Here is a 22155-nt window from a genome sequence, read left to right on the forward strand (position 1 = left end):
CGATCAATCCAGCAACGCCAGAATGTCTTCTTTCGTCAGCGATTTCATGAAGTTTTCCTCGGTCGTAATCAGGTCGCTGGCCAGCTTTTGCTTGGAACGTTGCAGGGCCAGAATCTTCTCCTCCACGGTGTTTCGGGAAATAAATTTGTAGGTAAAAACCGTCCGTTTCTGCCCGATCCGGTGGGCGCGGTCGATGGCCTGGGCCTCAATGGCCGGGTTCCACCACGGGTCGAGAATGAACACGTAATCGGCTGCCGTCAGGTTGTGGCCCAGTCCGCCCGCTTTCAGCGAAATGAGAAACAACTTGATCGAGTCGTTGTTTTGAAACAGATCCACCTGCCCGCGCCGGTCCTGCGTCGAACCGTCCAGGTACGCATACTGAATCCCCCGTTCCTGCAAATACTGCTGAACAACGTCCAGGTGTTTGATGAACTGACTGAAAACCAGAATCTTGTGATTATCCGCCATTGCACCTTCCAGCCGCATCACCATGTCGTCCAGCTTGCCGGAATTGCCTTCGTACGTTTCGTCGATCATGCGCGGGTGATTCGCAATCTGGCGCAGTTTGGTTAGCCCCTGTAAAACCACCATCTGCGATTTGGCCATGCCGTCTTCCTCGATGCGTTCCAGAATCAGGTTCCGGTAATACGATTTGGCTTCTTCATACTGCTTCTCCTGTTCCGGCGACATATCGCTGTAGTGAATATTCTCCACTTTCTCGGGCAGGTCACGCGCCACCTGCGACTTGTGCCGCCGGAGCATAAACGGTTTGATGATGCCATAAAGCCGCTGCGTTTTCTGCTCGTCGTTCTTTTTCTCGATCGGAATCTGAAACTCGTTGCGGAAAAACGTCTGACTTCCCAGCAAACCGGGGTTGATAAACGTCATCTGCGTCCACAAATCCATCGTGCTGTTTTCCAACGGCGTACCGGTCAGAATAAGCCGGTGGGCCGAGTCCAGTTGCATAACCGCCCGGGTGATGTGCGACGACGGATTTTTAATGGCCTGTGATTCGTCCAGAATGATGTAATGAAACCGGTACATCTTCAGCAAGTCGATGTCGATCCGGACAATGCCGTACGAGGTCAGAATAACGTCATAGCCATCGAACTGGGCGGTATTTTTGTCGCGGTAGGTACCGGTGTACGCCATGACGCGCAGGCCGGGCGTAAACCGTTTGGCTTCGAGTTCCCAGTTATACAGCAACGAAGTGGGCATCACGAGCAGCGTCGGTTCCGTAAAACCGGCTTCCTTCTGCGACTGCAACATCGCCAGCGTCATGACGGTTTTGCCCAATCCCATATCATCAGCCAGGCAACCGCCAAAGCGGTATTGATTCAGGAATTGCAGCCAGTCGTACCCGGCTTTCTGGTAAGGCCGCAGTTCGCCCTTGAAACCGGCGGGCAGCGGATGCGCATTGATTTCTTCAAAACTCCGCAGTTTTTCAAGCTTCCGGCTGATCACCGCCGACGCCAGGCTCTCCTCCTGCAATTCCTGCACCAGCGCAATGTGGTGTTTGTGCAGCACCAGCCGGTCGCTGTCCACCTCGTGTTCCATGAACGCGAAGAGTTCCGAATATTTCGTAAACCACGTTTCGGGAATGACGGCAACCTCGCCGTTGGGCAGCGTAAACTCCCGTTTCTTGTTTAGAATCAGCGAACGCAGCTTGATAAACGGAATCTCGAACTCCCCGAATTGCACTTTCGCATAAATGTCGAACCAGTCCCGGGTTTCGTTGATCGAAACCACAATGGACGAATAGCCTAAAAAGTAGCGTTTTGTGTCATCAGCGTGTTGTGAAATCTGAAAACCGGCTTCCACCAGCCGGTTGTGGTTTTGCTGGAGCCACTCGAAAGCGGTCGCTTTTCCGAGTTTGGAATGACCGTTGTCTTTCAGTTCCAGACCGTTTTCCTTGAGCCAGAAAAGCGTCGATTTCTCCTTCCGAACATCCCGGCGAATTTTGTGAAAAACATAATCGTTCCCTTTCTTTTCGATGCTGACATTAGCCGAATCCGTAAAACCGTCGTAGCGAAACGTGAACTGCCCGTATTGAAACAGCAGGTCGAAAACCACCTGCGAGTCGTCGACGGGCGCGGCATGGGCCATTTCCGTCAGCACGTTGTTCATCCGTTCCGACGCCCCGTTTCCGTTCCGGTGGCCGTTCGAAACCGCCTGATCGAAGAGCGCGGGCGTAGTCCGGTGCGCGACGGCATGTTCCGAAACCGTCAGCACGGGCGCGGGAGGCAGCACTTCGTTCCGGATTTCAAACCCTCTGGCGTATACGTCGTAGGACGCAATCAGGGGGGCGACGAAGCGGTGATAGTACTGATCTTCAATATTTTTCGGGATAACGATATTTCTTTTTTGCAGAAACGGGCGCAATTTTTTGCCGTCGACATTTTTGTCGAAATGAAACAACCGCTTCCCCACCATCATCCAGGCCGGATCGTCGCAAATCAAGAGCGCATCCTTAAAATGAAATTCGACCCGCTCACCGGCGTATTTAATAATGGGAAAGTATTCCGTGGCGGTTTCGGTCCGCACAAAATTGAAAAAGACGCGGGCCTTGTCGGGCATCCGCTCAACGGACATCCAGGCCGGGTTGCCGTCGTTGCCCATGACATACAACGGTTTTTCGGCCAGCCGCTCCAGAATCAACGCCCGGCGGGTTTCGAGGTATTCGCAAATCCGGTCCCGCAGTTCTTTATCCCCCTTTTGGGCGTCGTAAATCTTTAGAAAGAAATCGACCGCCGGTAATTTTTTGGGATTGAATTTTTTCAGAATGACGTCCTGCTGGATTTCGTCGATGATCCGAATCAGCTCAAAATCAGCATCGTCCAGTTCACTGGCAAACTCCCCGGCGTTTTTGGCCGACAGCGTCTGGTTCTGCAACGTCAGCTCACCCCGCGCATTGAGTTGCACGACGAAAGCTTCAAACAGATACCCCAGAAACTCGTGTTCCAGGAGTGAATAGACCAGTTGAAACGGTTCCGCAGGAGAGACTTTCATAACACCGTAATGATTACTGCCTGACTGTACCAGGCCCGGAAATACCGGGTTAGTCGTAAAAAATCGCGTTCCCGGACGGAAAAGAGAAGCTTCAAAAAAGAAAGCAAAAAGGCTGATTTGCCGTCCGGTTAGAATACGCAACAAACTCAAATATACGAAGAGCTACAACAAAGGCAAATCGAAAAATACGGAAGCCCCACGCGAACTGATTTTACGGCCTGAGAATGGGATCAGCGGCATTTTGACGCGGTAAATTTCAATAGCCGATTCAACGCTAGAGTACCCCCGAAAACAAAACCGCTTAGTACCTAAGTGAGAAAAAATTGCAATTCATTCAGAAACCGAGCGAGGGTTGTGCCTATTTTTCTTGTCTTTGCAGTAGACCCTGAACTGTATGAATGAATCGACCCTGCAACCGGATTTTTCGGACGAACGACGCCCGGACGCGCAAATAAGAATGTTGGTGCCGATGGATTCAAACCGTGCTGCCGACCCGGAATGGATGATCCGACGGATGCTGCATTCGGACCCGGTGAAAGGGTTCGAATTGCTCTATCAGCGGTATTACCGCCCCTTGTGCAGCCACGTTACACGCCTGGTCTATTCCCGCGAAATTGGCGAAGACCTCGTCGGCGATCTGTTTTTTCACCTGTGGCAAACGAATCAGTACACCCAGATCACGGGCTCGTTCCGCGCCTACCTGTTTTCGGCCGCCCGCAACCGCGCCATCAACTACCTCCGCTGGGAATTTAACCGGACTGAACCCACCGAAGACAACGAGCAGATCGACCCGGCAGACAGCACCGAATCCGATGCGGATCTGGCCTTTGAAGAACTCACAACCCGCATCCACCGCGCCCTGGACGCCCTGCCGCCCCAATGCCGCAACGTGTTTGTGCTGAGCCGGTTTGAAGGTCGCAAAAACAGCGAGATCGGGGCAGATCTGCACATTTCGGTCAAAACCGTAGAAGGTCATCTCACCAAAGCCCTGAGCCGGTTACGACAGGCCCTCCACGACTATTGGCTGGTGTTACTCCTGCTGCTGACCTGGTAAGTATCTCTCCTCCTTTTCGACATCAACATGCAATCGGAACTATCCAAGGCACTGCTCTTTGCCTATTTTGAAGGGACTACCACGCCGATCCAGACCCAGCGGATTCAGCGATGGCGACAGAAACCCGAAAACCGGGAGTGGTTTTTCGCCTGTCTGGAAGAATGGGAAAGTCAGCGGCTGCAATACGAAGCCGACCCGGAAACCGCCTTCCACCAATTCCGGGAACGGATTCAGCAACTCGAATCACCCCCCGACACACCGGTTTTGCCGCTGGCAACACCGTCCGTCCGCCGGGCGTGGCTCGTTGCCGCTTCACTGGCGTTGCTCACCCTGCTGGCCGTCTGGCAGCGCGACCGCGGGCTCTACCGCACCTATTCAACGCAGTATGGCGAACTGAAAACCGTTGGTTTGCCCGACGGCAGCCGGGTAACGCTGAATGCCCATTCCAGCCTGCGGTTGTCGCGTTGGACGTTTGGCCGAACCAGCCGGGAAGTCTGGCTCACCGGCGAAGCCGAGTTTTCGGTGCGGCATCTGCCTACCCACCAGCGGTTTATCGTCCGAACACCCGATGAGCTGGAAGTAGTCGTATTGGGCACGGAATTCGTCGTTTCGAGCCGCCGACAAGGTTCGCGCATTGTGCTGAACAGCGGAAAAGTGGCCTTCCGGTCGTTGCAAGGTTCGGCGCCCGCACCGGTGGTGATGAAACCGGGTGATGTAGCCACCGTGAAGCCGGGCGGTCAGGTTCAGATGCAATCCCACCAGTCGGTCGAACGCTACCGGGTCTGGAAAGAACACCGGTTTCTGTTCGACCGCACGCCTTTATCGCAGGTGCTGGCGACATTGGAAGAACATTTTGGCGAAACCGTACAACTGGCTGACTCCGAACTGGTTCACCGGCAGATTACCGGTACGTTTCGGGCCGAAACCGCCCCGGTTCTGCTCGATTTGCTCACCACCCTGACCCGCACGCAGGTTGTCGAAACCGATTCGGGCAAAGTGATGATTCCTCTTTCCCCCTTAAACCCTTAAAACGTATGGTGCCATTTTTAAGAATCCTGCTGCCAACGGCGGGTTGTCTGCTCTCGGTGGCCGTTCAGGCGCAAACCCTGGCGTCGGTTCAGGCGGCCCGGTCGGTCATCCAGTCGTCTCCTGGTTCGACGGTTCAACTGCGGGACGCCCTGCTGGAACTTCGCAGCCGCTATAAGGTCGATCTGGCCTTTGAAGAACAGCAGCTCCAGGGCGTCAGCGTTCCCACTGGCTGGTTCCACCCCAAATGGTCGCTGGAGAAAAACCTGGAAGGCCTGTTGCGGACCACGGATTTTCAGGTGAAACGGCTGTCCAACGGAACCTACCTGATCGTGTCGAACGCAGCCCGGATGCGACCGGCGCGAACCGCATCGCCCAACCGGTCCGAAGCGCCCACCTCGATGACGCAGCCCGAACCTTCCGGGGCCAACGACAACGCTGCCACCCGAACCGGGCCGACCGAAACCGCAACGCAGCCTGCCGACGTGGCCGTTCAGGGACGCGTGACCGCCAGCGGGTCGGACGAAGGGCTTCCGGGTGTGAATGTGCAGGTGAAAGGAACAACAACCGGTACCACCACCGACGCCAATGGCTCATTTACGCTGCGGGTGCGCGATGAACAGGCGGTGCTCGTGTTTTCGTCCATCGGCTACGAAGCCCAGGAAGTGACGGTGGGCAGGCGGCAAACGCTGAGCGTGATCCTGAAACCGAGTGAGCGCTCGCTGGAAGAAGTGGTGGTCGTGGGGTATGGAACCGTTAAAAAGAGCGATTTGACGGGTTCCGTTTCGTCGGTTTCGGGCAGTGAATTTCACAAATTGCCGATGGCAACGCTCGATCAGGGGTTGCAGGGCCGTGCCGCCGGGGTGCAGGTGACGCAAACCGACGCGGCTCCCGGCGGCACGGTTTCCATCCGGATTCGGGGCGGCAACTCCATCACCAACAACAACGAGCCGTTGTACGTCGTGGATGGTTTTCCGGTGACGGCCCTCAAAAGCCTGAATCCGTCGGACATCGAATCGATTGAAATTCTGAAAGATGCCTCGGCAACGGCCATCTACGGTTCGCGGGGTTCCAACGGTGTGGTGCTGATTACGACCAAACAGGCCAAGGCGGGCCAGTCGCGCTTCGATGCCGAATATTACACCGGTTTTCAGAAATTGATTTACAAAATTCCGCTGCTGAACGGAACGCAGTTTGCCGAACTCGCCAACGAAGCCGCTGCCTTCCGAAACCGGGCATTACCGTTCGCCGATCCGAAGGCGCTGGGCGAAGGTACCGACTGGCAGGACGCCATTTACCGAACCGCGCCCATCCGAAACTACCAGCTCACGTTTTCGCAGGGACTGGAAAAAACCCGGTTTATGGTCAGCGGTAATTATTTCGATCAGGACGGCATTATCAGCAACTCCAATTTCAAACGGTTATCGCTGCGGTTCAACATGGAAACCAAAATCAACGCGAAACTGACGTTTGGCAACAACCTGCAACTGAGCTACGTCAACAACCATGCGGTTCTGGTCAACAGCGGTGGCACCGGCAGCAACGGCGTGGTTCACACGGCTTTAACGAGCGGCCCGAATTTGCCGATTTACGACCAGGACGGCAATTATTTTGTCGACTGGCAGCAAATCGGCCCTTCCGTCCGGCGGGATAACGCGGTTTCGCTGGCCAATGAAACCACCAACCTGACGCGCACCGCCCGCATTCTGGGCAATATGTTTCTGCAATACGAAGTGGTGAAAGGGCTGACCGCCCGCGTCAGTCTGGGAGCCGACGCTACGTTTTCGAAAAACAACCTCTACATTCCGCGCACGACTTACCGCGCGTATTTTCAGAACGGCATTGCCAACGTGAGCGACCAGCAATCATATAACTGGCTGAATGAAAATACCTTGACCTACGACAAAACCGTGGGCGTTCACCATGTCAATGTGCTGGGCGGTTTTACGGTCCAGCGGGAAATCAGCGAAGAGGTGGAAGCAAAAGGGCAGAATTTTGTCAACGATATTCTGACGTACAACAACCTGGAAGCTGCCGGACTCGTACAGCCAGCCGCTTCGGGGGCCAACCAATGGTCGCTCATGTCGTATCTGGGCCGGATCAATTACGGGTTTCGGGAGCGGTATCTGCTGACGGTTTCGCTGCGGGCCGATGGGTCGTCGCGGTTTGGAGCCAGCAACAAATGGGGCTATTTCCCGTCCGGGGCGCTGGCCTGGCGGGTGTCGGAAGAACCATTCATGCAGGCCCAGCGGATCGTTTCAGATCTGAAGTTTCGGACCAGCTACGGCGTCACCGGTTTTCAGGAAATTCCGCTGTACCGCTCCCAGAGTTCACTCAGCAATACCTCCTCCATTATCGGCAACAACCTCGCCATCGGGATTGCACCGTCGCGGGTCGCCAACCCGAACCTGAAATGGGAACGAACCGCGCAGTTTGACGTGGGGATTGATTTCGGCGTGCTCAACAACCGGGTGCGGTTTACGGCGGATTATTACTATAAACGTACCAAAGACCTGCTGCTCGAAGTGAGCGTTCCCTGGACGTCGGGCTACAATACGTCGCTCCAGAATGTGGGCAGCACCGAGAACAAAGGGTTTGAGTTTTCGGTCAGTGCCACGCCGGTCAACGGCAAATTCAAGTGGAACGTGGACGCCAATTACTCCCAAAACCGCAACAAAGTGTTGAGTCTGGGCGGTGTAAACGAGTTTTTTGGCCCCGAATCGGGTTCCAGTTTCTACTCGCCCGGCCCGGCCATTCTCATCCGGAAAGGCCAGCCGGTCAATTCCTTCTTCGGCTACATCGGCGACGGTTTGTTCCGCACGCAGGAGGAGGTCGCCAGCGGCCCGGTTCACCGCTACATGGAACCGGGCGACCTGCGGTTTAAGGACGTGGATGGCAACGGCACGCTCTCCCCCGCCGACCGAACCATCATCGGCAACGCCCAGCCCAGGTTCATCTACGGCCTGAACAACACCTTCACCTACGGCAACTTCGACCTGACGGTTTTGATGCAGGGTGTTTACGGCAACAACATCCTGAACCTGCTGCGGGTCTACGAACTCGAATCCATGCGCGGCACCCACAACAACCACATCCGGGCGCTGGACCGCTGGACGCCCCAGAATCCGAACGCCTACATGCCCAAAGCCGATTACCGTGGTCAGGAGCAATTCATCAGCACCCGGGCGCTGGAAGACGGTTCATATCTGCGGGTACGAAACGTGGTGTTGTCCTATAACCTGCCGGGCAAGCTGGTCAAATGGGCGCGTTCCGCCAAAATTTACGTCAGCGGCCAGAACATCCTGACCTGGACGAAATACACCGGCTACGATCCGGAGGTCAATTCGCACGGGCAAAACCCGATCAATCAGGGCATTGATTACGGAGCGTATCCGCGCGCCAAAACGGTTATGATCGGTGTCAACCTGGGCCTTTAACACCCGACTTCCATGAAAAAGAAACTATCTACCCTACCTATCCTTTTCCTGAGCGTATGGCTCGGCAGCAGTTGCCAGTTTCTGGACGAAAACCCGCAGGATTTTCTGGCACCGGCCAATTTTTATAAAACCGAAGCCGATGCTGTAGCCGCCGTCAATGCGGTTTACAGCCACCTGTCGACGGGCGCGTATTACGGCGGGGGGGCCTGGCGGATGGGCGATCTGGCGTCCGACCTGCTGGACGACGGCGCGGTGTCGCGCACCGAAACCCTGGAATTGAATACGTACACCGTTGCCTCGACCAATGCGGTTCTCGCTGATTTCTGGCAGCGATTGTATGTGGCGGTCAATCAGGCCAATGCGGCCATTGGGCGCGTACCGGGAACGACGATGGATGCTACCCGGAAGGCCCGGCTGGTGGCCGAAGTACGGTTTTTGCGGGCCTTGTTTTACTTCGATCTGGTGAAAGCGTTCGGCGATGTGCCGCTGGTGGTGGAAGAAACCACGAGCCTGAATGCGCTGTCGGTGGTTCGCCGGCCAGCCGCCGAAATTTACACCCAGGTTATTCAGGATTTGCAGGAAGCCGAGAAAGGTTTGCCGGTTAGCTACGCGGCTGCCGATGTAGGCCGGGTCACCAAAGGGGCGGCTCAGTCTTTACTCGCTAAAGTGTACCTGTTCAACCGGGATTTCGCGGCTGCGGCCCAAAAAGCGCAGGAAGTAGTTCAGGCCAATACCTACAGCCTGGTTCCCAACTACGCCGATTTGTGGCCGGCCGAGAAGGAAAACGGGCCGGAGCATATTTTCTCGGTCCAATACAAAGCCGGGGTCGTCGGCAGCGGTTTTAACGAAACGTTTGGCGTGCGGGGCGGAAAAACACCCATTACGGGCGGCAGTGGCGCTTTTGTCAAGAAAGCGTTCATCAGTAGTTTCGAAACGGGCGACCTTCGCAAAGACGTCAGCATCAAGGACTCCTACACGTTTTCGGACGGCAGCAAAGCCACGTTTCAGCCCCACGTCTGGAAATACTTCAATCCCAACGGCACCACGCCCAGCAACACAGACACCAACTGGCCCGTCATCCGGTATGCTGATCTGCTGCTGATTCTGGCCGAAGCCCGGAACGAGGTGGCGGGTCCAACGCCCGATGCCTATGCGCCGATCAATCAGGTTCGCAGCCGCTCCAAACTCAAAGCCCTGCCCGCCGGACTGACCAAAGAACAGTTTCGGGATGCGGTTTTGCAGGAACGCGGCTGGGAATTGTGCTTCGAAGGCCACCGCCGGTACGACCTGATCCGAATGAATAAACTTCGGGAAGCAATGCAAAAAGTAGCGGTTACGACCACCGTACCCAAGCATAATCTGTACCCGATTCCGCAACGTGAACTAGACACCAACCGGGAACTCCAACAAAATACCGGTTATTAACCTTCTGACAATCAACTTATGCAACGCCGAGATTTTTTAACTACCGCCCTTGTAGGAGCCGCCGTCTCCCAGTCGGCCACGGCCTATTCCACCATCCGCCCCGATGCCAACACCCTGGCCGAAGCCGCCCGCGAGGTGCCGGTGGTCGGCGACTACGACGTCATTGTCTGCGGTTCCGGCCCCGCCGGGGTGGCAGCCGCCATCGAAGCCGGGCGCAGCGGGGCCAAAACGCTCCTGCTTGAAGTCCACGGTTGTCTGGGGGGCGTCTGGACGTCCGGCTGCCTGACGTGGATTCTCGACAACACCAACAAAGCCGGTTTGGTCCAGGAAATCAAAGACGAACTGCAAAAACGCGGAGACAGTGCGACCGTTCCGACGGGCAGCACGTTCTCCTTCGACGCCGAAGGCATGAAACTGTTGCTGGAGGAATATTGCCTGAAAGCCAACGTCACCGTGCGGTTGTTCACCCGGGTGGTGGCAACGGCCCAGAAAGCCGGGCGGCTCACGCACGTGGTCACCGAATCGAAATCGGGGCGGGAAGCCTGGGCGGGCAAAGTGTTCATCGACTGCACGGGCGACGGCGATCTGGCAGCTCAGGCCGGTTGCGGTTTCGACTACGGCGACAGTTCCGGGCAGGGCCAGCCGATGAGCTTACTCTGTCTGATAACCGGCGTCAATTACGCTGACATCAAGGAATATGTCCGCGACGCAGCCGACAGCAAGGGCGGTTCGCCTTCCAAAAAACGACTGGAAGAAGCCATCCGTCGCGGAGGTCATTCGCCTTCGTATACGCACCCCAGCATCCATCCCATCCGCGAAGATTTACACATGCTGATGGCTAATCACGAATACGGTTTTAAGGGCACCGACGCCAATCAGGTTTCGCAGGCCACGCTGAAAGGCCGGGCCGAAGTGCACAAGATCATCGGGAGTCTGCAGTCGCTCAAGGGCGTCTGGAGCAACCTGCGGCTGGTGGCTACGGGCGAGCAGATTGGCGTTCGGGAAAGCCGCCGGATTCACGGGCTCTACACGGTTTCCCGCCAGGATCTGATGACCGGAATCCGCCACCCGGATGCGGTTTGTCGCGTTACGTTCGGCGTGGATGTCCACTCCGTCAAAAAAGACGACGAAGCCACGACCAACTACAAGCGGGGAACGTCCAGCAAACCGTATGACATTCCGGTTCGGGCGCTGATTGCCAAGGATGTGCAGGGATTGATGATGGCCGGGCGGTGCATCAGCGGTGACTTTATCGCCCACTCCAGCTACCGCGTCACGGGCAATGCGGCCATGATGGGACAAGCCGCCGGTCGCGTGGCCGCGCTGGCCGTTCAGGCCAACCGGCTGCCGCAGGACGTCAAATGGGCGGATGTGAAGTGGCGCGTGGAGTAGAAAATAATAAAAGAATTATAAATGTAAAATGGTAAATATCAAATGTAAAAGTTGCTCAGTGCCAGTACTTTTACATTTGATATTTACCATTTTACATTTATAATTAAAACACTTAAGCCTGTCGGATCACCAATTACGCGTACGTATTCAGCATTACCGGCATCACCAGCATCAGAATATCTTCGTCTTCTTCCTTGTCGGCCGGAATGATCAGACCCGCGCGGTTGGGGGCCGACATTTCGAACGAGAGCATTTTGGCGCTCAGGTTGTTGAGCATTTCGGTCAGGAATTTGGCGTTGAAGCCAATTTCCAGCGGATCGCCGTCGTAGTCGCAGAGCAGTTTTTCGTTGGCTTCGTTGCTGTAATCCAGATCTTCGGCGGAGATCGTCAGGGAGTTGGTTTTGAGCGAAAGCCGGATCTGGTGCGTCGTCCGGTTGGCGTAAATCATGATCCGCTTCAGCGAATTCAGAATGTCCGTCCGGCCAATGGTCATGATGTTCGGATTGTTGGTCGGAATGGCGTTTTCGAAATCCGGAAACCGCTCGTCGATCAACCGGCAGATCATCTGCGTCGATCCGGCGGGAGAACCGGCAAAGGTAAATGACGCGTTCGACTGGCTGAACTCGGCTTTCACCGGCGCGGCTTCGGGCAAAGAAGCCTTCAACAGCGTCAGGGCTTTGCGCGGGATGATCATCGACGAATCGCTGGGCGAACTGATGTCCGTCCGGCGGTAGCGAATCAGCCGGTGTCCGTCAGTAGCCACAAACGTCGCGCTCCCGGCGGTCAGTTGCAGATACACCCCCGTCATGGCCGGGCGCAGGTCGTCGGTACTGGTGGCAAAAACCGTATTGTTGATGGCGCTCAGTAAGGCATCCGACGATAATTCGACGGTCAGGCTGCGGTTGACCGTCGGAATTTTCGGGAAGTCGATCGGATTTTCGCCCGACAGTTTATAACGGCCGTTATCCGTCAGGATTTCGGTTCCGAAGGTTTCTATATTGACGTTGAACGTGATGGGTTGTTCGGGCAAACCGCGCAGCGTATCGAGCAGCAGTTTGGCCGGAATGGCAATGGCTCCCTTCTCCGACGACTCCACGGCAATGTTGGTGATCATGGTCGTTTGCAGATCAGAAGCCGTGACCGTCAGGATGTCATCTTCCAGTTTGAACAGAAAGTTTTCCAGAATCGGCACAATCGGATTCGTTGCCACCACACCGTTGATGGCCGAAAGTTGCTTGAGTAATACGGAGGAGGAAACGATGAATTTCATATGCAATTTTGTTTGGGGCCGTTAGTCCAATGAGAACAAAAGTAGGAAAAATAGTCGAATTTTCAGGGGTTGTTACACAGAGTTTATCAGAGAAAATCAGAGTTTATCAGAGAGTTTTTTGATTACCCCTGATTTTCTCTGATAAACTCTGTGTAATAGCTTTTCCCTCCCTATGCGTACTTCCTCCGGCGAGCAAATTGCCAGATGACGCCCACCAAAACCACCAAAACCGCCGGACCCAGCAGGTTCAAAAGTTGCCAGGAAGTGCGCTCTTCTTTCATCCGGATTTTATCCAACGGTCTCAAGGTCACCTGTTTGGTACGGGCCGCAATGATCCCGTTATCGTCCAGTAGATAATTGACCGCATTGACCACAAAATCCTTGTTGGCGAAGGTATTTTTCGAGAACCGTTCGTATCCCAGTGGATAGGGCGCGTTGGTGCGGTAGTTGATGTCGTTGATGAGCAGATCGCCGTCGGAGCAAACCACAATTTTGGTGGATTCTCCCTGCGCCTTAAAAGCCGCAGCGCGCGGATCGCCGGGCAAAATGCGGTTGGCATAGAGCGACTGAAACCGGCCTTCCAGCAAACAGGCAATCATCTGAACGCCGTTGTTATAGGTGCGCGGATCGGGTTGCTGCCGGGCTTCGTTGTAGCTCACCAGCGCCGGGGCTTTCAGGATTTTGGTGTATTGCGAGGTCATCAGCAGGGGCGTTCTCGCAATGCCCACGGCCTGTACGGTATCGAGCGTGCTGGTAAACCGGGTGTAAACCGCATCCAGATTGCGGACAATCGGACTTTTGCCAAAGGTGTTGATCAGCGGGAAAAACCGCCACGGCAACATCTGGACGTTCGGTTTGTCGCCCATATCGCCGACGTTCAGCGGAATCATGGCGCAACTCAAATCCTTGATAATGTCGTTGTTGACCCGAACACCCCAGCGAAAAAACAGGTCGTTCAGGTTCAGATCGAGCGGCTGGGCGAAGGTGCCCTCCCGCCCTACGCTGTCGATTTTCAGGCCATCGACAAAAAACAGCGCCTTGCCGCCGTTGACCACAAACTGGTCGATTTTGTATTTGTCGGCTTCCGAAAACGCGCGGTCGGGTTTGGGAACAATCAGCCCATCGAGCCCCACCAGATCGCGGGATTCCTGCAAATTGATCAGCTTGATATCGTAAACCGCATTGAGGGTCGCCAGCAGATCGGACAGCCGGAGCGGTTCGACATTGGTGTACGAAACCGCCACGCCCAGCACTTTTTTCTCCTTGATGGTCAGCCGCCGGATGGCCGACGCCAGCTCATATTCCACATTTTCGATCGACTGGTTCAACTGCTCCTCCGACGAATTGGAGCGGTTTCCATGCAGCAGCAAAACCGGCTGTTCGCGGCCGTTGTAAGAAACAATCGCCCACGGAAAAATCAGTTGTTCGGTGCGCTGATTGCCTTCGGCCGTAAAATTCAGGCTGGTGGGAGCCAGTCCTTTCTGGATCAGTTGCGTCTGTTGTTCGGCCCGTTGTTTGGCGTCCGGATTGGCGGTGGGGTCGATAAACCGGAACGTCAGGTCTTGTCCGGCCCGGGCCTGAAACTCGTTTAGGGTTTCGCGAATGCTGGTTTCCAGCCGTTTGAAACCAGCCGGCAATTTTCCCGTCAGGTACACATTGATGTGTACGTCATCGTCGAGATTCGCCAGCAGGTTTTCGGTGGCTTCCGACAGCGTATAACGGCCGTCCTCCGTCAGATCGACCCGAAAAAACAAAAACGACGACAGCAAGTTGACTAAGACCAGGACGGCCAGAACAACACCGAATCGGAAAAGGAATGACTTCATACCTGCGTAAAACGCTGAAAGCAGTTAAGTTGTGCGAAAGTAGAAGAAAAAATGACGGGCCGCACGCTGCATGATCCGCTAATTTTTCAAAACCGGCGTAGGGGTAACATCGAAGATAGCGGTCTTAGGGTCGTAAACAACAAACTACTGAATCATGATCACGAAGAGCCTCCACACCTTCTTTTTTCTGTTGTTGCTGGAACTGACCAGCGCATTCATCCCGGTTTTGGCTGGTGTCCGCGAGTTTCCGGTGCCGCCCTCTGCCCCCAACCGGCTGTTTTACATTCAGCGGAGCAATAACACCAACACCGTTATTTATGAAGCGAATCTAACAGCCGGTCGGCGGCTGGATGCGAACGATCCGGTCAGCGTGTACTGGATTCGCTACGCCGAGCAGGGTCAACGCGAGTCGCTGTCGATGATTCAGTGGAAACTGGCCTACGGCTACAAACACAAAGCGTTGAATCGCAGCGAAAATAGTTTCGAAATTTACCTGAACGCCTTCAAAAAGCGCACCATCTGGGTGGATATGCAACAAGGCAGGCCGATGGCATTAACGACCATCAACGGTCGAAAAGCGTGTCTGCAAAAAGTCTTTGTACAACTCGAACCCGGTTCGGGCCTGATACCGAAGGTGCTGTACGTCGAACTGTTTGGCATCGACCCGGTGGCCGGAAATCCGGTTTACGAACGAATGATGGTCTAAAATCCGGTTTATCGAAACGCCCGAAAAGCGTCGTCGATAGCCAGTTACTTTGCCAATGTCAGCGCGGCAACATGGGAAAAAGGCGTTTGATTTCCTCCGGACCGGGCTGTCTTCCGTACTCGCAAATTTCGAAGACTTCAACCGATTTGACCTTCGCAGCCTTTTCCGGGCCATACCATTTTTCGACGGAAGCCTTAATTTCCGGCGTCAGGGAAGAACGCTTTTCCATGGCGGCCAGCAGCCATTTTTTTCGCTCCACGGGGTCTTTGGGAACGTTGGCCAGATCCTGTCTGGTCCAGGGCAGCCACTCATAAAATTGGGAGGTGTGTGCATCGAGACCGTCTACTTTCTTCGCCAGTGTTTCGGTAATATCGATGGCAATGTCGGGCCGGAACGGATTGGGGCGCTGAAAACCGTCGCGAAAATAGAGAAAAACCGGATTTTTGGTCAGCGGGGGCACACTGCTCAGCACGTTGGGCACGATGACCAGATAAGCCGCATCCTGCACGATAACGCCCGTGTTTCGGTGATCCGGGTGATAATCATTGGTTCGTGGCGCAATCACCAGATCCGCTTTCCATTCCCGGATTTTGCGAATGACCGCCAGCCGGTTTTCCAGGGTAGGCATCAGTTCCCCGTCATGATTGTCGAGCACGTCGTAGGTAATGCCCAGCCGTTTGGCCACTTCCTGGGTTTCTTTGTACCTTCTTTGGGCCAGTTCGCCCCCACCCATGTCCTGATGCCCGGCGTCACCGTTGGTCATCGACACAAATTTCACCTGGTGACCCATGGCGGAATAAATGGCGGCAATTCCGCCCGCACCCAGGTCGCAATCGTCCGGATGGGCACCAATAACGATGATGCGCAAAGGCGAGTTCGGCATTTGGGCAAACGTACCGACAGCACTCAGGCAGAGGGCCAGCAGCAGGGTAAATCGCATCTTCAGGGTCATCCGGTTTTGCATGGTATCATCAGGTTAAATGATTGGGCTCAAGACTTTCGCTAAAATAGGGGAAAGCGAAGAAAGATCAATCAGTAGAAGTAGACATCCTGTTTGCTTACCAGACAAACCCTGTTGAGCAAAACGGAGTCAATATGAAAACAAGGATCGTTGCCCTGGTGTGTTGGGTAACACTAAGCGCGCCCCTTTTGGCGCAAAACGCGGTGAAAGCCTCTTTCCCGGACGGCAGTCCGATCAGTAGCTGGTTTACAACGATCCGGAAAGTAGACCCGATTCAACTCGGAAAGCGGTATGTGATTACGGACTTTGGCGTAAAAGCAGACAGTACCCTCGTGCAAACCGATGCGATTCAGCAGGTCATTGATGCCGCAGCCCGGAAAGGCGGGGGCGTTGTCGTGATTCCGAAGGGGACGTTTAGATGTGGGGCTTTATTTTTCAAGCCCAAAACCCATTTGCACCTGACAGAAGGGGCCACTCTGAAAGGCTCCGACAACATCGCCGACTACCCGAAACTGCCATCGCGGATGGAGGGGCTGAGTCTGGATTACTTTGCGGCACTGGTGAATGCCTATCAGGTCGACGGTTTTACGATTTCGGGAAAAGGGACGATCGATGGCAACGGGCTGCGTTTCTGGGAGGCCTTCTGGGCCCGGCGGAAAGAAAATCCGAACTGCACGAATCTGGAGGTTTCCCGGCCCCGGCTGGTCTTTATCTGGAAATGCAACGACGTGCAGGTGCAGGACGTAAAGCTGCACAATGCGGGTTTCTGGACCAGCCACTATTACCAGTGCCGGAACGTGAAAGTGCTGAATGTACACATTTATTCGCCCTACAAACCCGTGAAAGCCCCCAGTACGGATGCCATCGACCTTGATGTCTGTACCAACGTGTTGATTAAGGGCTGTTACCTGTCGGTCAATGATGACGCGATTGCTCTCAAAGGCGGCAAGGGCCCCTGGGCCGACCGGGTGCCCAGCAACGGCGCCAACACCAACATCCTCATCGAAGATTGTGAATTTGGCTTTTGCCATTCGGCGCTGACCTGCGGCAGTGAAGCCATTCATAACCGGAACATTCTGATGCGCAACTGCCATGTCAGCGAAGCCAGCCGGGTGTTGTGGCTGAAGATGCGGCCGGATACGCCCCAACTGTACGAATATATTACCGTCGAAAACATCAAAGGCCAGGCCCACAGCCTGCTGTATGCCAAACCCTGGACCCAGTTTTATGACTTACAGGGCCGCAAGGACCAGCCGCTTTCATTCGCGAATCATGTGACGCTGAAAAACATTGAACTGGTGTGTGATACGTTCTTTGACGTAGCGGTTTCAGAACGCGACAAACTCACCCATTTTACCTTTGAGAACTTCCGGGTAGAAAGTAAAAACGCGGCCATTGACAAAACCGTCGTCGAGGGGCTTGTGCTCAACAATGTGCGGGTAAATTCGAAACTAATACAGTAAATCCCCCATTTCAGATGCAGGATTAAACGAATTGTCGTACAATGTATAACCATTTAACGGCCATTCTAAAATAAAAAATTCAACATTTAAACCGGAACGAAAATGAAAAAGACCTGGACCGATCGCATCCATCTTTCTACGTTTGGAGGATGCTTATTCTTCTTCTCATTATTAGCCAGTTCTGTTGTTGACGCTCAAACCGTCCCCGCTGCGAATTCAGCCAACAGACCAGGAAGTGGAGTGGGGCGGTTATTTCCCGCAACCGTAAAGGATGACAGCCTGGGATTTGTCTCTATTTTTGACGGAAAAACCTTGAATGGGTGGGATGGCGATGCCACCTTTTGGCGCGCCGAAAATGGCATTCTCATCGGCGAAACAACACCCGAAAAAGTCGTTAAGGTCAATAATTTTCTCATCTGGCGCGGAGGGAAAGTGAAAGATTTTGAAATCAAATTCGATTTTAAAATAAACGGAACCAACAGTGGGATGCAGTATCGAAGTACCGAATTGCCGGAAGTTGGAAAATGGATTCTGAAAGGCTACCAGGCTGATCTGGATTTCACTAATTTATTTACCGGAAATGTTCATGAAGAACGGGGAAGAACCGGGCATGTGGTCTTAGCCAGACGCGGGGAAGTAACGCGGGTGGTCGACGGACCCGCCTTCAAGTCCGTGGCAAAAATTGCAGACCCGGTCCTGTTGCGGGGGGTGGTCAATACGAATGGATGGAACGCTTACCATATTATTGCCCGCGGCCCCATTATGATCCATATCATTAACAATCAGGTTATGAGTATATCGATCGATGAAGATTCTAAAAACTTTGTTCCGGAGGGGTTGTTAGGCTTTCAGATGCACGCCGGACCGCCCTTTATCGTCCAATACAAAAATATTCTCTACAAGAAAATAGAAGCGAAATAGAAGCGTTCAGTGAACCTGGGCGAAATTTAACCAACGGCGACCTGTTATTCTCTTTACTTCATACGAATGCAACCAACACCCCAACCCGACCTCGCTCCCATTACCCGACACCTGCGCGCCATGTTTGGCTCCCGGCTGCTGATTGCCGCCGTTCACCATCTGGCGGTTTTTGAAGAACTCAGCAACGGACCGCTGCCGATCGCCGAACTGAGTCAGCGGATTGGGTTGAAAAACCGGCCGGCCAGCGTCCTTTTTCCGGCACTTTGCGCAATGGACATGCTGGAAGTCAACGAAACCGGTGCGCTTCAGATCACGGCATTAGGGCGGTTTCTTACCCAAAACCAAACCCCCAATCTGATCGGATACGTCGGTTTGGAAAAGAGCGATCCGGGGGCCGTGGAAATGGCGGTTCGGCTTCGGAACGATGGGCCGCTGGATACGTCAGGTGGTATTTCGTATGTCAAGGAAGGCGACGAGCCGTCGCCGATGGACGATGCTGACCTGAGCCGGATGTTTACGCTCGGGCTGGCCGGCAGGGCGCAGAAGTTGTCGCCAATCGTAGCCGGAAAGCTGTCGAAAAGCGAGGGGCATTTACTCGACGTGGCGGGTGGCACCGGTTTCTACACCTATGAATGGCTGCTGCTCAATCCGACGGCCACGGCCACGATTCTGGATCGTCCGGCGGTTCTGGCCGTAGCCGAAGAACTACTCGATGCGTTTACCCAAAGCGGACGTCCTGGTGCCGAAACCGTTAAAAACCGGGTAACGTTCCAGCCCGGCGACATGCTGACGGACGACATCCCGCAGACGGATATTTTACTGGCCGCCAGCCTGTTCCACGACTGGCCAACCGAAACCTGCCAGCTCTTGGCCGACCGGTTTGCTGCCGCCATTCGTCCCGGTGGGGAATTGTGGGTACACGACGCGTTTCTGAACGACGCGCTGGATGGTCCGCTGGCTGTTACCGATTATTCCGCCCAATTGTTCTGGGGCACCAAAGGCCGCTGCTACAGCCGCCGGGAATACCGCGACTGGTTTGCCAAAGCCGGACTGGAACCCACTGACGAGAACCTTCCAACGCAGATGGATTACGGACTGATTTGGGCGCGGAAACGATAAGAAACTATTTTACCTGCCCGGCTTTTTTCAGGAGATCGACCACTTTCTCAACCGGCAGTTGCTCAACCTGGTAACCGTTGCTGGTGGTCATCGACCGGGCGGCAAACAGCGAGTTAATGATGGCTTCTTCGGTGGCTTCGATGGCGGCCATAAAGCAGGGCGAAGTCTCATCGTTGCGGAGGAGTTTCACCTCGTCGAAGGTGCTTTTCGAGGCATTGGGAATGCGGTTGGCGGTTGAGACGGCGATGACGTAATCACCACTGCCGTTGGAAGCGATGCCACCCGTGCGGGCCATACCCATGAACGCCCGTTTGGCGAGTCGTTTCAGATTCCGGGCGTCCAGCGGAGCGTCGGTCAGCACCACCATCATGCACGAACCATCAAGTTTTTCTTTAAACGAGAATTTGCCCAGTTCCACACCAACCGGTACGCCCGCAATTTGCAAAACGCCCCCGAAGTTGGTCTGCACCAGCACCCCAACCGTATAGCCGCCGAGTGAAACCGGCAGTTTTCGCGAAGCCGTGCCAATACCACCCTTGAAACCGAAGCAAACCGTACCGGTTCCGGCACCGACATTGCCTTCGTCTACCGCGCCGGTTTTGGCCTGCTTGATGGCATCCAGAACGTGCTGTTTCGTAACGGGGCGGCTGCGGATGTCGTTCAGACCACCGTCGTTGGTTTCGCCGACCACCGGATTCAGGGAGCGCACCTGTTCATTACCGGGTTGGGCTAAGGTGTAATCGATCACGGCATCGGCCGCCGTTGGAACGCCGAGCGTGTTGGTCAGCACAATGGGCGTTTCGAGGGTCCCGAGTTCCTCGACCTGCGTGTAGCCCGCCAGTTTGCCAAAACCGTTGCCGACATAGATGGCCGCCGGGCATTTTTCCTGAAACAGATTGCCGCTGTGGGGTAGAATGGCCGTCACGCCCGTCCGCACCCGCTGACCTTCCTGCAAGGTCACCTGCCCGACCCGCACGCCCGGCACATCGGTGATGGCATTGAGAGGCCCGGTGGGCATGACGCCGAAGCGAATGCCGTAGTCGCGGGGGCGTTTGGTCGATTGAGCGTGCATGGTGTACCAGCCGGTGAAGAGCAGGGCCGTCAGGAATACGCGGAAGGCGGTTTTCATACCGGAAAATAGGCAGAGAAGCGGTCTTTTCCAACAGAACGGCAACGCGCCGGTTTGGCTAGCCCGGCTGGCTCGACGGAATTTTCTTCTTCCGCCGTCGTAACCGCAGCATTTTATTGATGTCTTCCTCCGAGGTTTGGTCGCCCAGCAAAATGCCCCAGGGCTCCATGCCTTCGACCCGGTCGAAAATCACTTTCAGGATGGCGATGATCGGAATTGACAAAAACATTCCGGAAACACCCGACAGCGCCCCGCCGACCAGTACACCCACAATGGAAACCAGCGCGTTGATCCGCACTTTGGAACCAATGATGACCGGTACCAGAAAGTTGTTGTCGATGAATTGTACCACCAGAAATACCGCTACGACTCCCAGCAGCATCGACGGTTCGGGATGGTTGACAAACGTAACGGCCACTGCCAGACCCGTAGCCACCACCCCCCCGATGTAGGGAATCAAATTCAGAATGGCGGCAATTACGCCCATCAGAACTGCGTATTGAACACCAAGAACCAGCAAGCCGACGGAATTCAGCACGGCCACACAGACGGTTTCGGTCACCAGCCCTACCACGTAACTCTGAATGACACTCCGGATTTCGCCCAATACTTCACGAACGCGTTCCGTATGCTGGCTGGTGAACAGCCGGATGATGAACTGAATCAGCATGGCCCGGTAATACAGCAACAAAAAAATATAAATCGGCAGAATCAGCAACGTCCCCAGTGGCCCGGTGATGACGCCGAGGGTTCCGGAGCCCTGCAGCGTGTCCATCGTTTGATCCTGGGCTTTTTTGAGGTATTGATCCTGTTTGCTGTAGCTCACATTGTATTCCTGCCGAATCCAGCGCCGGGCGTCGTTGTAGAAGTCGTTGAGGTTTTTTTGCAGCTTGGGCCAGTCGTCGGCAAAGTGGGCGATCTGCATTGAAATCAGCATGGTCAGCCCCACGATTGCTCCAATTGCCAGAAACAATGCCAGACTAATGGCCACCACCCTCGGTAAACCGCGCCGAACGAGCCAGGCTTCGACGGGACGCAGCAAAACCGCCAGCAACCCGGCCATGGCAAACGGCACGATGATGTCCTGACCGAGATAGAACGCGGTCATAATCAGGCCCAAAGCCAGAAGCGTGTGCGAAAGCCGGTGGTAAAACGGCGGGGGTGTAACCGAAGACATGGGCAGTGACGTTTACGTGATTGTGTGTATCTCCCCGGTCACCTCACTCATTTCTGCACGTTTTCGGACTGGTTGAATCACCTTTTAACGGGATTGGTGGAAAATTGTTACACAATACCGATCAGGAAAAGCAAAAGCCATTCTGATTTTCACAAGATATATTGAAATCGTGACCTAGTAAATATACCTACTCCTTGTCTGACAAAATAATCCAAAAATAGTAAATTTCTTGTTGAAGAC

The 22155-nt window shown here is 54.7% G+C and carries 15 protein-coding genes; 9 read left to right on the top strand and 6 right to left on the bottom strand.

What is annotated here, in order from left to right:
• Positions 1–3: 3 nt before the first annotated feature.
• The gene (locus FH871_RS04585; RefSeq protein WP_138990117.1) at positions 4–3009 is read right to left on the bottom strand and encodes a DEAD/DEAH box helicase; all 3006 of its coding nucleotides are present in this window, start codon (positions 3007–3009) and stop codon (positions 4–6) included.
• Positions 3010–3403: 394 nt separating this feature from the next.
• Between FH871_RS04585 and FH871_RS04590 the strand changes: the two genes are divergently transcribed.
• The 5 genes from FH871_RS04590 to FH871_RS04610 are packed head-to-tail and all read left to right on the top strand — an operon-like array spanning position 3404 to position 11343.
• A complete protein-coding gene (locus FH871_RS04590; protein WP_138990118.1) occupies positions 3404–4063 on the top strand; it encodes an RNA polymerase sigma-70 factor in 660 nt (219 codons plus the stop codon).
• Between the two features lie 27 nt (positions 4064–4090).
• Positions 4091–5092, top strand: coding sequence for a FecR family protein (locus FH871_RS04595; protein WP_138990119.1), 1002 nt, complete (start codon positions 4091–4093; stop codon positions 5090–5092).
• A 5-nt stretch (positions 5093–5097) separates the two neighbouring features.
• Complete coding sequence (locus tag FH871_RS04600; RefSeq protein ID WP_138990120.1) at positions 5098–8526, top strand: TonB-dependent receptor; 3429 nt, start codon at positions 5098–5100, stop codon at positions 8524–8526.
• A gap of 12 nt (positions 8527–8538) precedes the next feature.
• Positions 8539–9951, top strand: coding sequence for a RagB/SusD family nutrient uptake outer membrane protein (locus FH871_RS04605; protein ID WP_138990121.1), 1413 nt, complete (start codon positions 8539–8541; stop codon positions 9949–9951).
• Positions 9952–9969: 18 nt separating this feature from the next.
• Positions 9970–11343, top strand: a complete 1374-nt coding sequence (locus tag FH871_RS04610) for an FAD-dependent oxidoreductase (RefSeq protein ID WP_138990122.1) — start codon at positions 9970–9972, stop codon at positions 11341–11343.
• A gap of 133 nt (positions 11344–11476) precedes the next feature.
• Here the strand turns inward: FH871_RS04610 and dnaN are convergent, their stop codons facing one another.
• Together dnaN and gldG are read right to left on the bottom strand one after the other, a co-directional pair.
• Entirely contained in the window at positions 11477–12613 is a 1137-nt protein-coding gene (dnaN, locus tag FH871_RS04615) for a DNA polymerase III subunit beta (protein WP_138990123.1), read from the bottom strand.
• Between the two features lie 170 nt (positions 12614–12783).
• The gene (gene gldG, locus FH871_RS04620; protein ID WP_138990124.1) at positions 12784–14439 is read right to left on the bottom strand and encodes a gliding motility-associated ABC transporter substrate-binding protein GldG; all 1656 of its coding nucleotides are present in this window, start codon (positions 14437–14439) and stop codon (positions 12784–12786) included.
• Positions 14440–14593: 154 nt separating this feature from the next.
• Here gldG and FH871_RS04625 point away from each other — a divergent pair, with 154 nt between their 5' ends.
• Positions 14594–15145: a DUF4833 domain-containing protein gene (locus tag FH871_RS04625; RefSeq protein ID WP_138990125.1), complete on the top strand. Its 552-nt coding sequence runs from the start codon at positions 14594–14596 to the stop codon at positions 15143–15145.
• A 58-nt stretch (positions 15146–15203) separates the two neighbouring features.
• Here the strand turns inward: FH871_RS04625 and FH871_RS04630 are convergent, their stop codons facing one another.
• Positions 15204–16109 carry a PIG-L deacetylase family protein gene (locus FH871_RS04630; RefSeq protein ID WP_229317039.1) on the bottom strand — a complete coding sequence of 302 codons (906 nt, stop codon included), beginning with the start codon at positions 16107–16109 and terminating at the stop codon, positions 15204–15206.
• 131 nt (positions 16110–16240) lie between these two features.
• On the opposite strand from FH871_RS04630, the gene FH871_RS04635 reads away from it, so the two are divergent.
• The 3 genes from FH871_RS04635 to FH871_RS04645 all read left to right on the top strand — a co-directional run bounded on the left by FH871_RS04635 (position 16241) and on the right by FH871_RS04645 (position 19609).
• The gene (locus tag FH871_RS04635) at positions 16241–17569 is read left to right on the top strand and encodes a glycoside hydrolase family 28 protein (protein ID WP_138990126.1); all 1329 of its coding nucleotides are present in this window, start codon (positions 16241–16243) and stop codon (positions 17567–17569) included.
• A gap of 102 nt (positions 17570–17671) precedes the next feature.
• Positions 17672–18490 (top strand): DUF1080 domain-containing protein, encoded by an 819-nt coding sequence (locus FH871_RS04640; protein ID WP_138990127.1) that lies wholly within the window; start codon positions 17672–17674, stop codon positions 18488–18490.
• A 66-nt stretch (positions 18491–18556) separates the two neighbouring features.
• The gene (locus FH871_RS04645) at positions 18557–19609 is read left to right on the top strand and encodes a methyltransferase (RefSeq protein WP_138990128.1); all 1053 of its coding nucleotides are present in this window, start codon (positions 18557–18559) and stop codon (positions 19607–19609) included.
• Positions 19610–19613: 4 nt separating this feature from the next.
• Here FH871_RS04645 and FH871_RS04650 read toward each other — a convergent pair whose 3' ends face one another.
• Entirely contained in the window at positions 19614–20681 is a 1068-nt protein-coding gene (locus FH871_RS04650) for a P1 family peptidase (RefSeq protein ID WP_229317063.1), read from the bottom strand.
• 115 nt (positions 20682–20796) lie between these two features.
• Positions 20797–21915, bottom strand: a complete 1119-nt coding sequence (locus FH871_RS04655; RefSeq protein WP_138990130.1) for an AI-2E family transporter — start codon at positions 21913–21915, stop codon at positions 20797–20799.
• Between the last annotated feature and the right edge of the window lie 240 nt (positions 21916–22155).

Source organism: Larkinella sp. C7 (assembly GCF_006149005.1).
In the GTDB taxonomy this organism is placed as follows: Bacteria; Bacteroidota; Bacteroidia; order Cytophagales; family Spirosomataceae; genus Larkinella.

Coding starts and splice junctions, on each gene's coding strand:
- FH871_RS04625 (WP_138990125.1), top strand. CDS start 14,594: ATGATCACGAAGAGCCTCCACACCTTCTTTTTTCTGTTGTTGCTGGAA.
- gldG (WP_138990124.1), bottom strand. CDS start 14,439: ATGAAGTCATTCCTTTTCCGATTCGGTGTTGTTCTGGCCGTCCTGGTC.
- FH871_RS04585 (WP_138990117.1), bottom strand. CDS start 3,009: ATGAAAGTCTCTCCTGCGGAACCGTTTCAACTGGTCTATTCACTCCTG.
- FH871_RS04640 (WP_138990127.1), top strand. CDS start 17,672: ATGAAAAAGACCTGGACCGATCGCATCCATCTTTCTACGTTTGGAGGA.
- FH871_RS04650 (WP_229317063.1), bottom strand. CDS start 20,681: ATGCACGCTCAATCGACCAAACGCCCCCGCGACTACGGCATTCGCTTC.
- FH871_RS04635 (WP_138990126.1), top strand. CDS start 16,241: ATGAAAACAAGGATCGTTGCCCTGGTGTGTTGGGTAACACTAAGCGCG.
- FH871_RS04655 (WP_138990130.1), bottom strand. CDS start 21,915: ATGTCTTCGGTTACACCCCCGCCGTTTTACCACCGGCTTTCGCACACG.
- FH871_RS04645 (WP_138990128.1), top strand. CDS start 18,557: ATGCAACCAACACCCCAACCCGACCTCGCTCCCATTACCCGACACCTG.
- FH871_RS04590 (WP_138990118.1), top strand. CDS start 3,404: ATGAATGAATCGACCCTGCAACCGGATTTTTCGGACGAACGACGCCCG.
- FH871_RS04595 (WP_138990119.1), top strand. CDS start 4,091: ATGCAATCGGAACTATCCAAGGCACTGCTCTTTGCCTATTTTGAAGGG.
- dnaN (WP_138990123.1), bottom strand. CDS start 12,613: ATGAAATTCATCGTTTCCTCCTCCGTATTACTCAAGCAACTTTCGGCC.
- FH871_RS04610 (WP_138990122.1), top strand. CDS start 9,970: ATGCAACGCCGAGATTTTTTAACTACCGCCCTTGTAGGAGCCGCCGTC.
- FH871_RS04605 (WP_138990121.1), top strand. CDS start 8,539: ATGAAAAAGAAACTATCTACCCTACCTATCCTTTTCCTGAGCGTATGG.
- FH871_RS04630 (WP_229317039.1), bottom strand. CDS start 16,109: ATGCAAAACCGGATGACCCTGAAGATGCGATTTACCCTGCTGCTGGCC.
- FH871_RS04600 (WP_138990120.1), top strand. CDS start 5,098: ATGGTGCCATTTTTAAGAATCCTGCTGCCAACGGCGGGTTGTCTGCTC.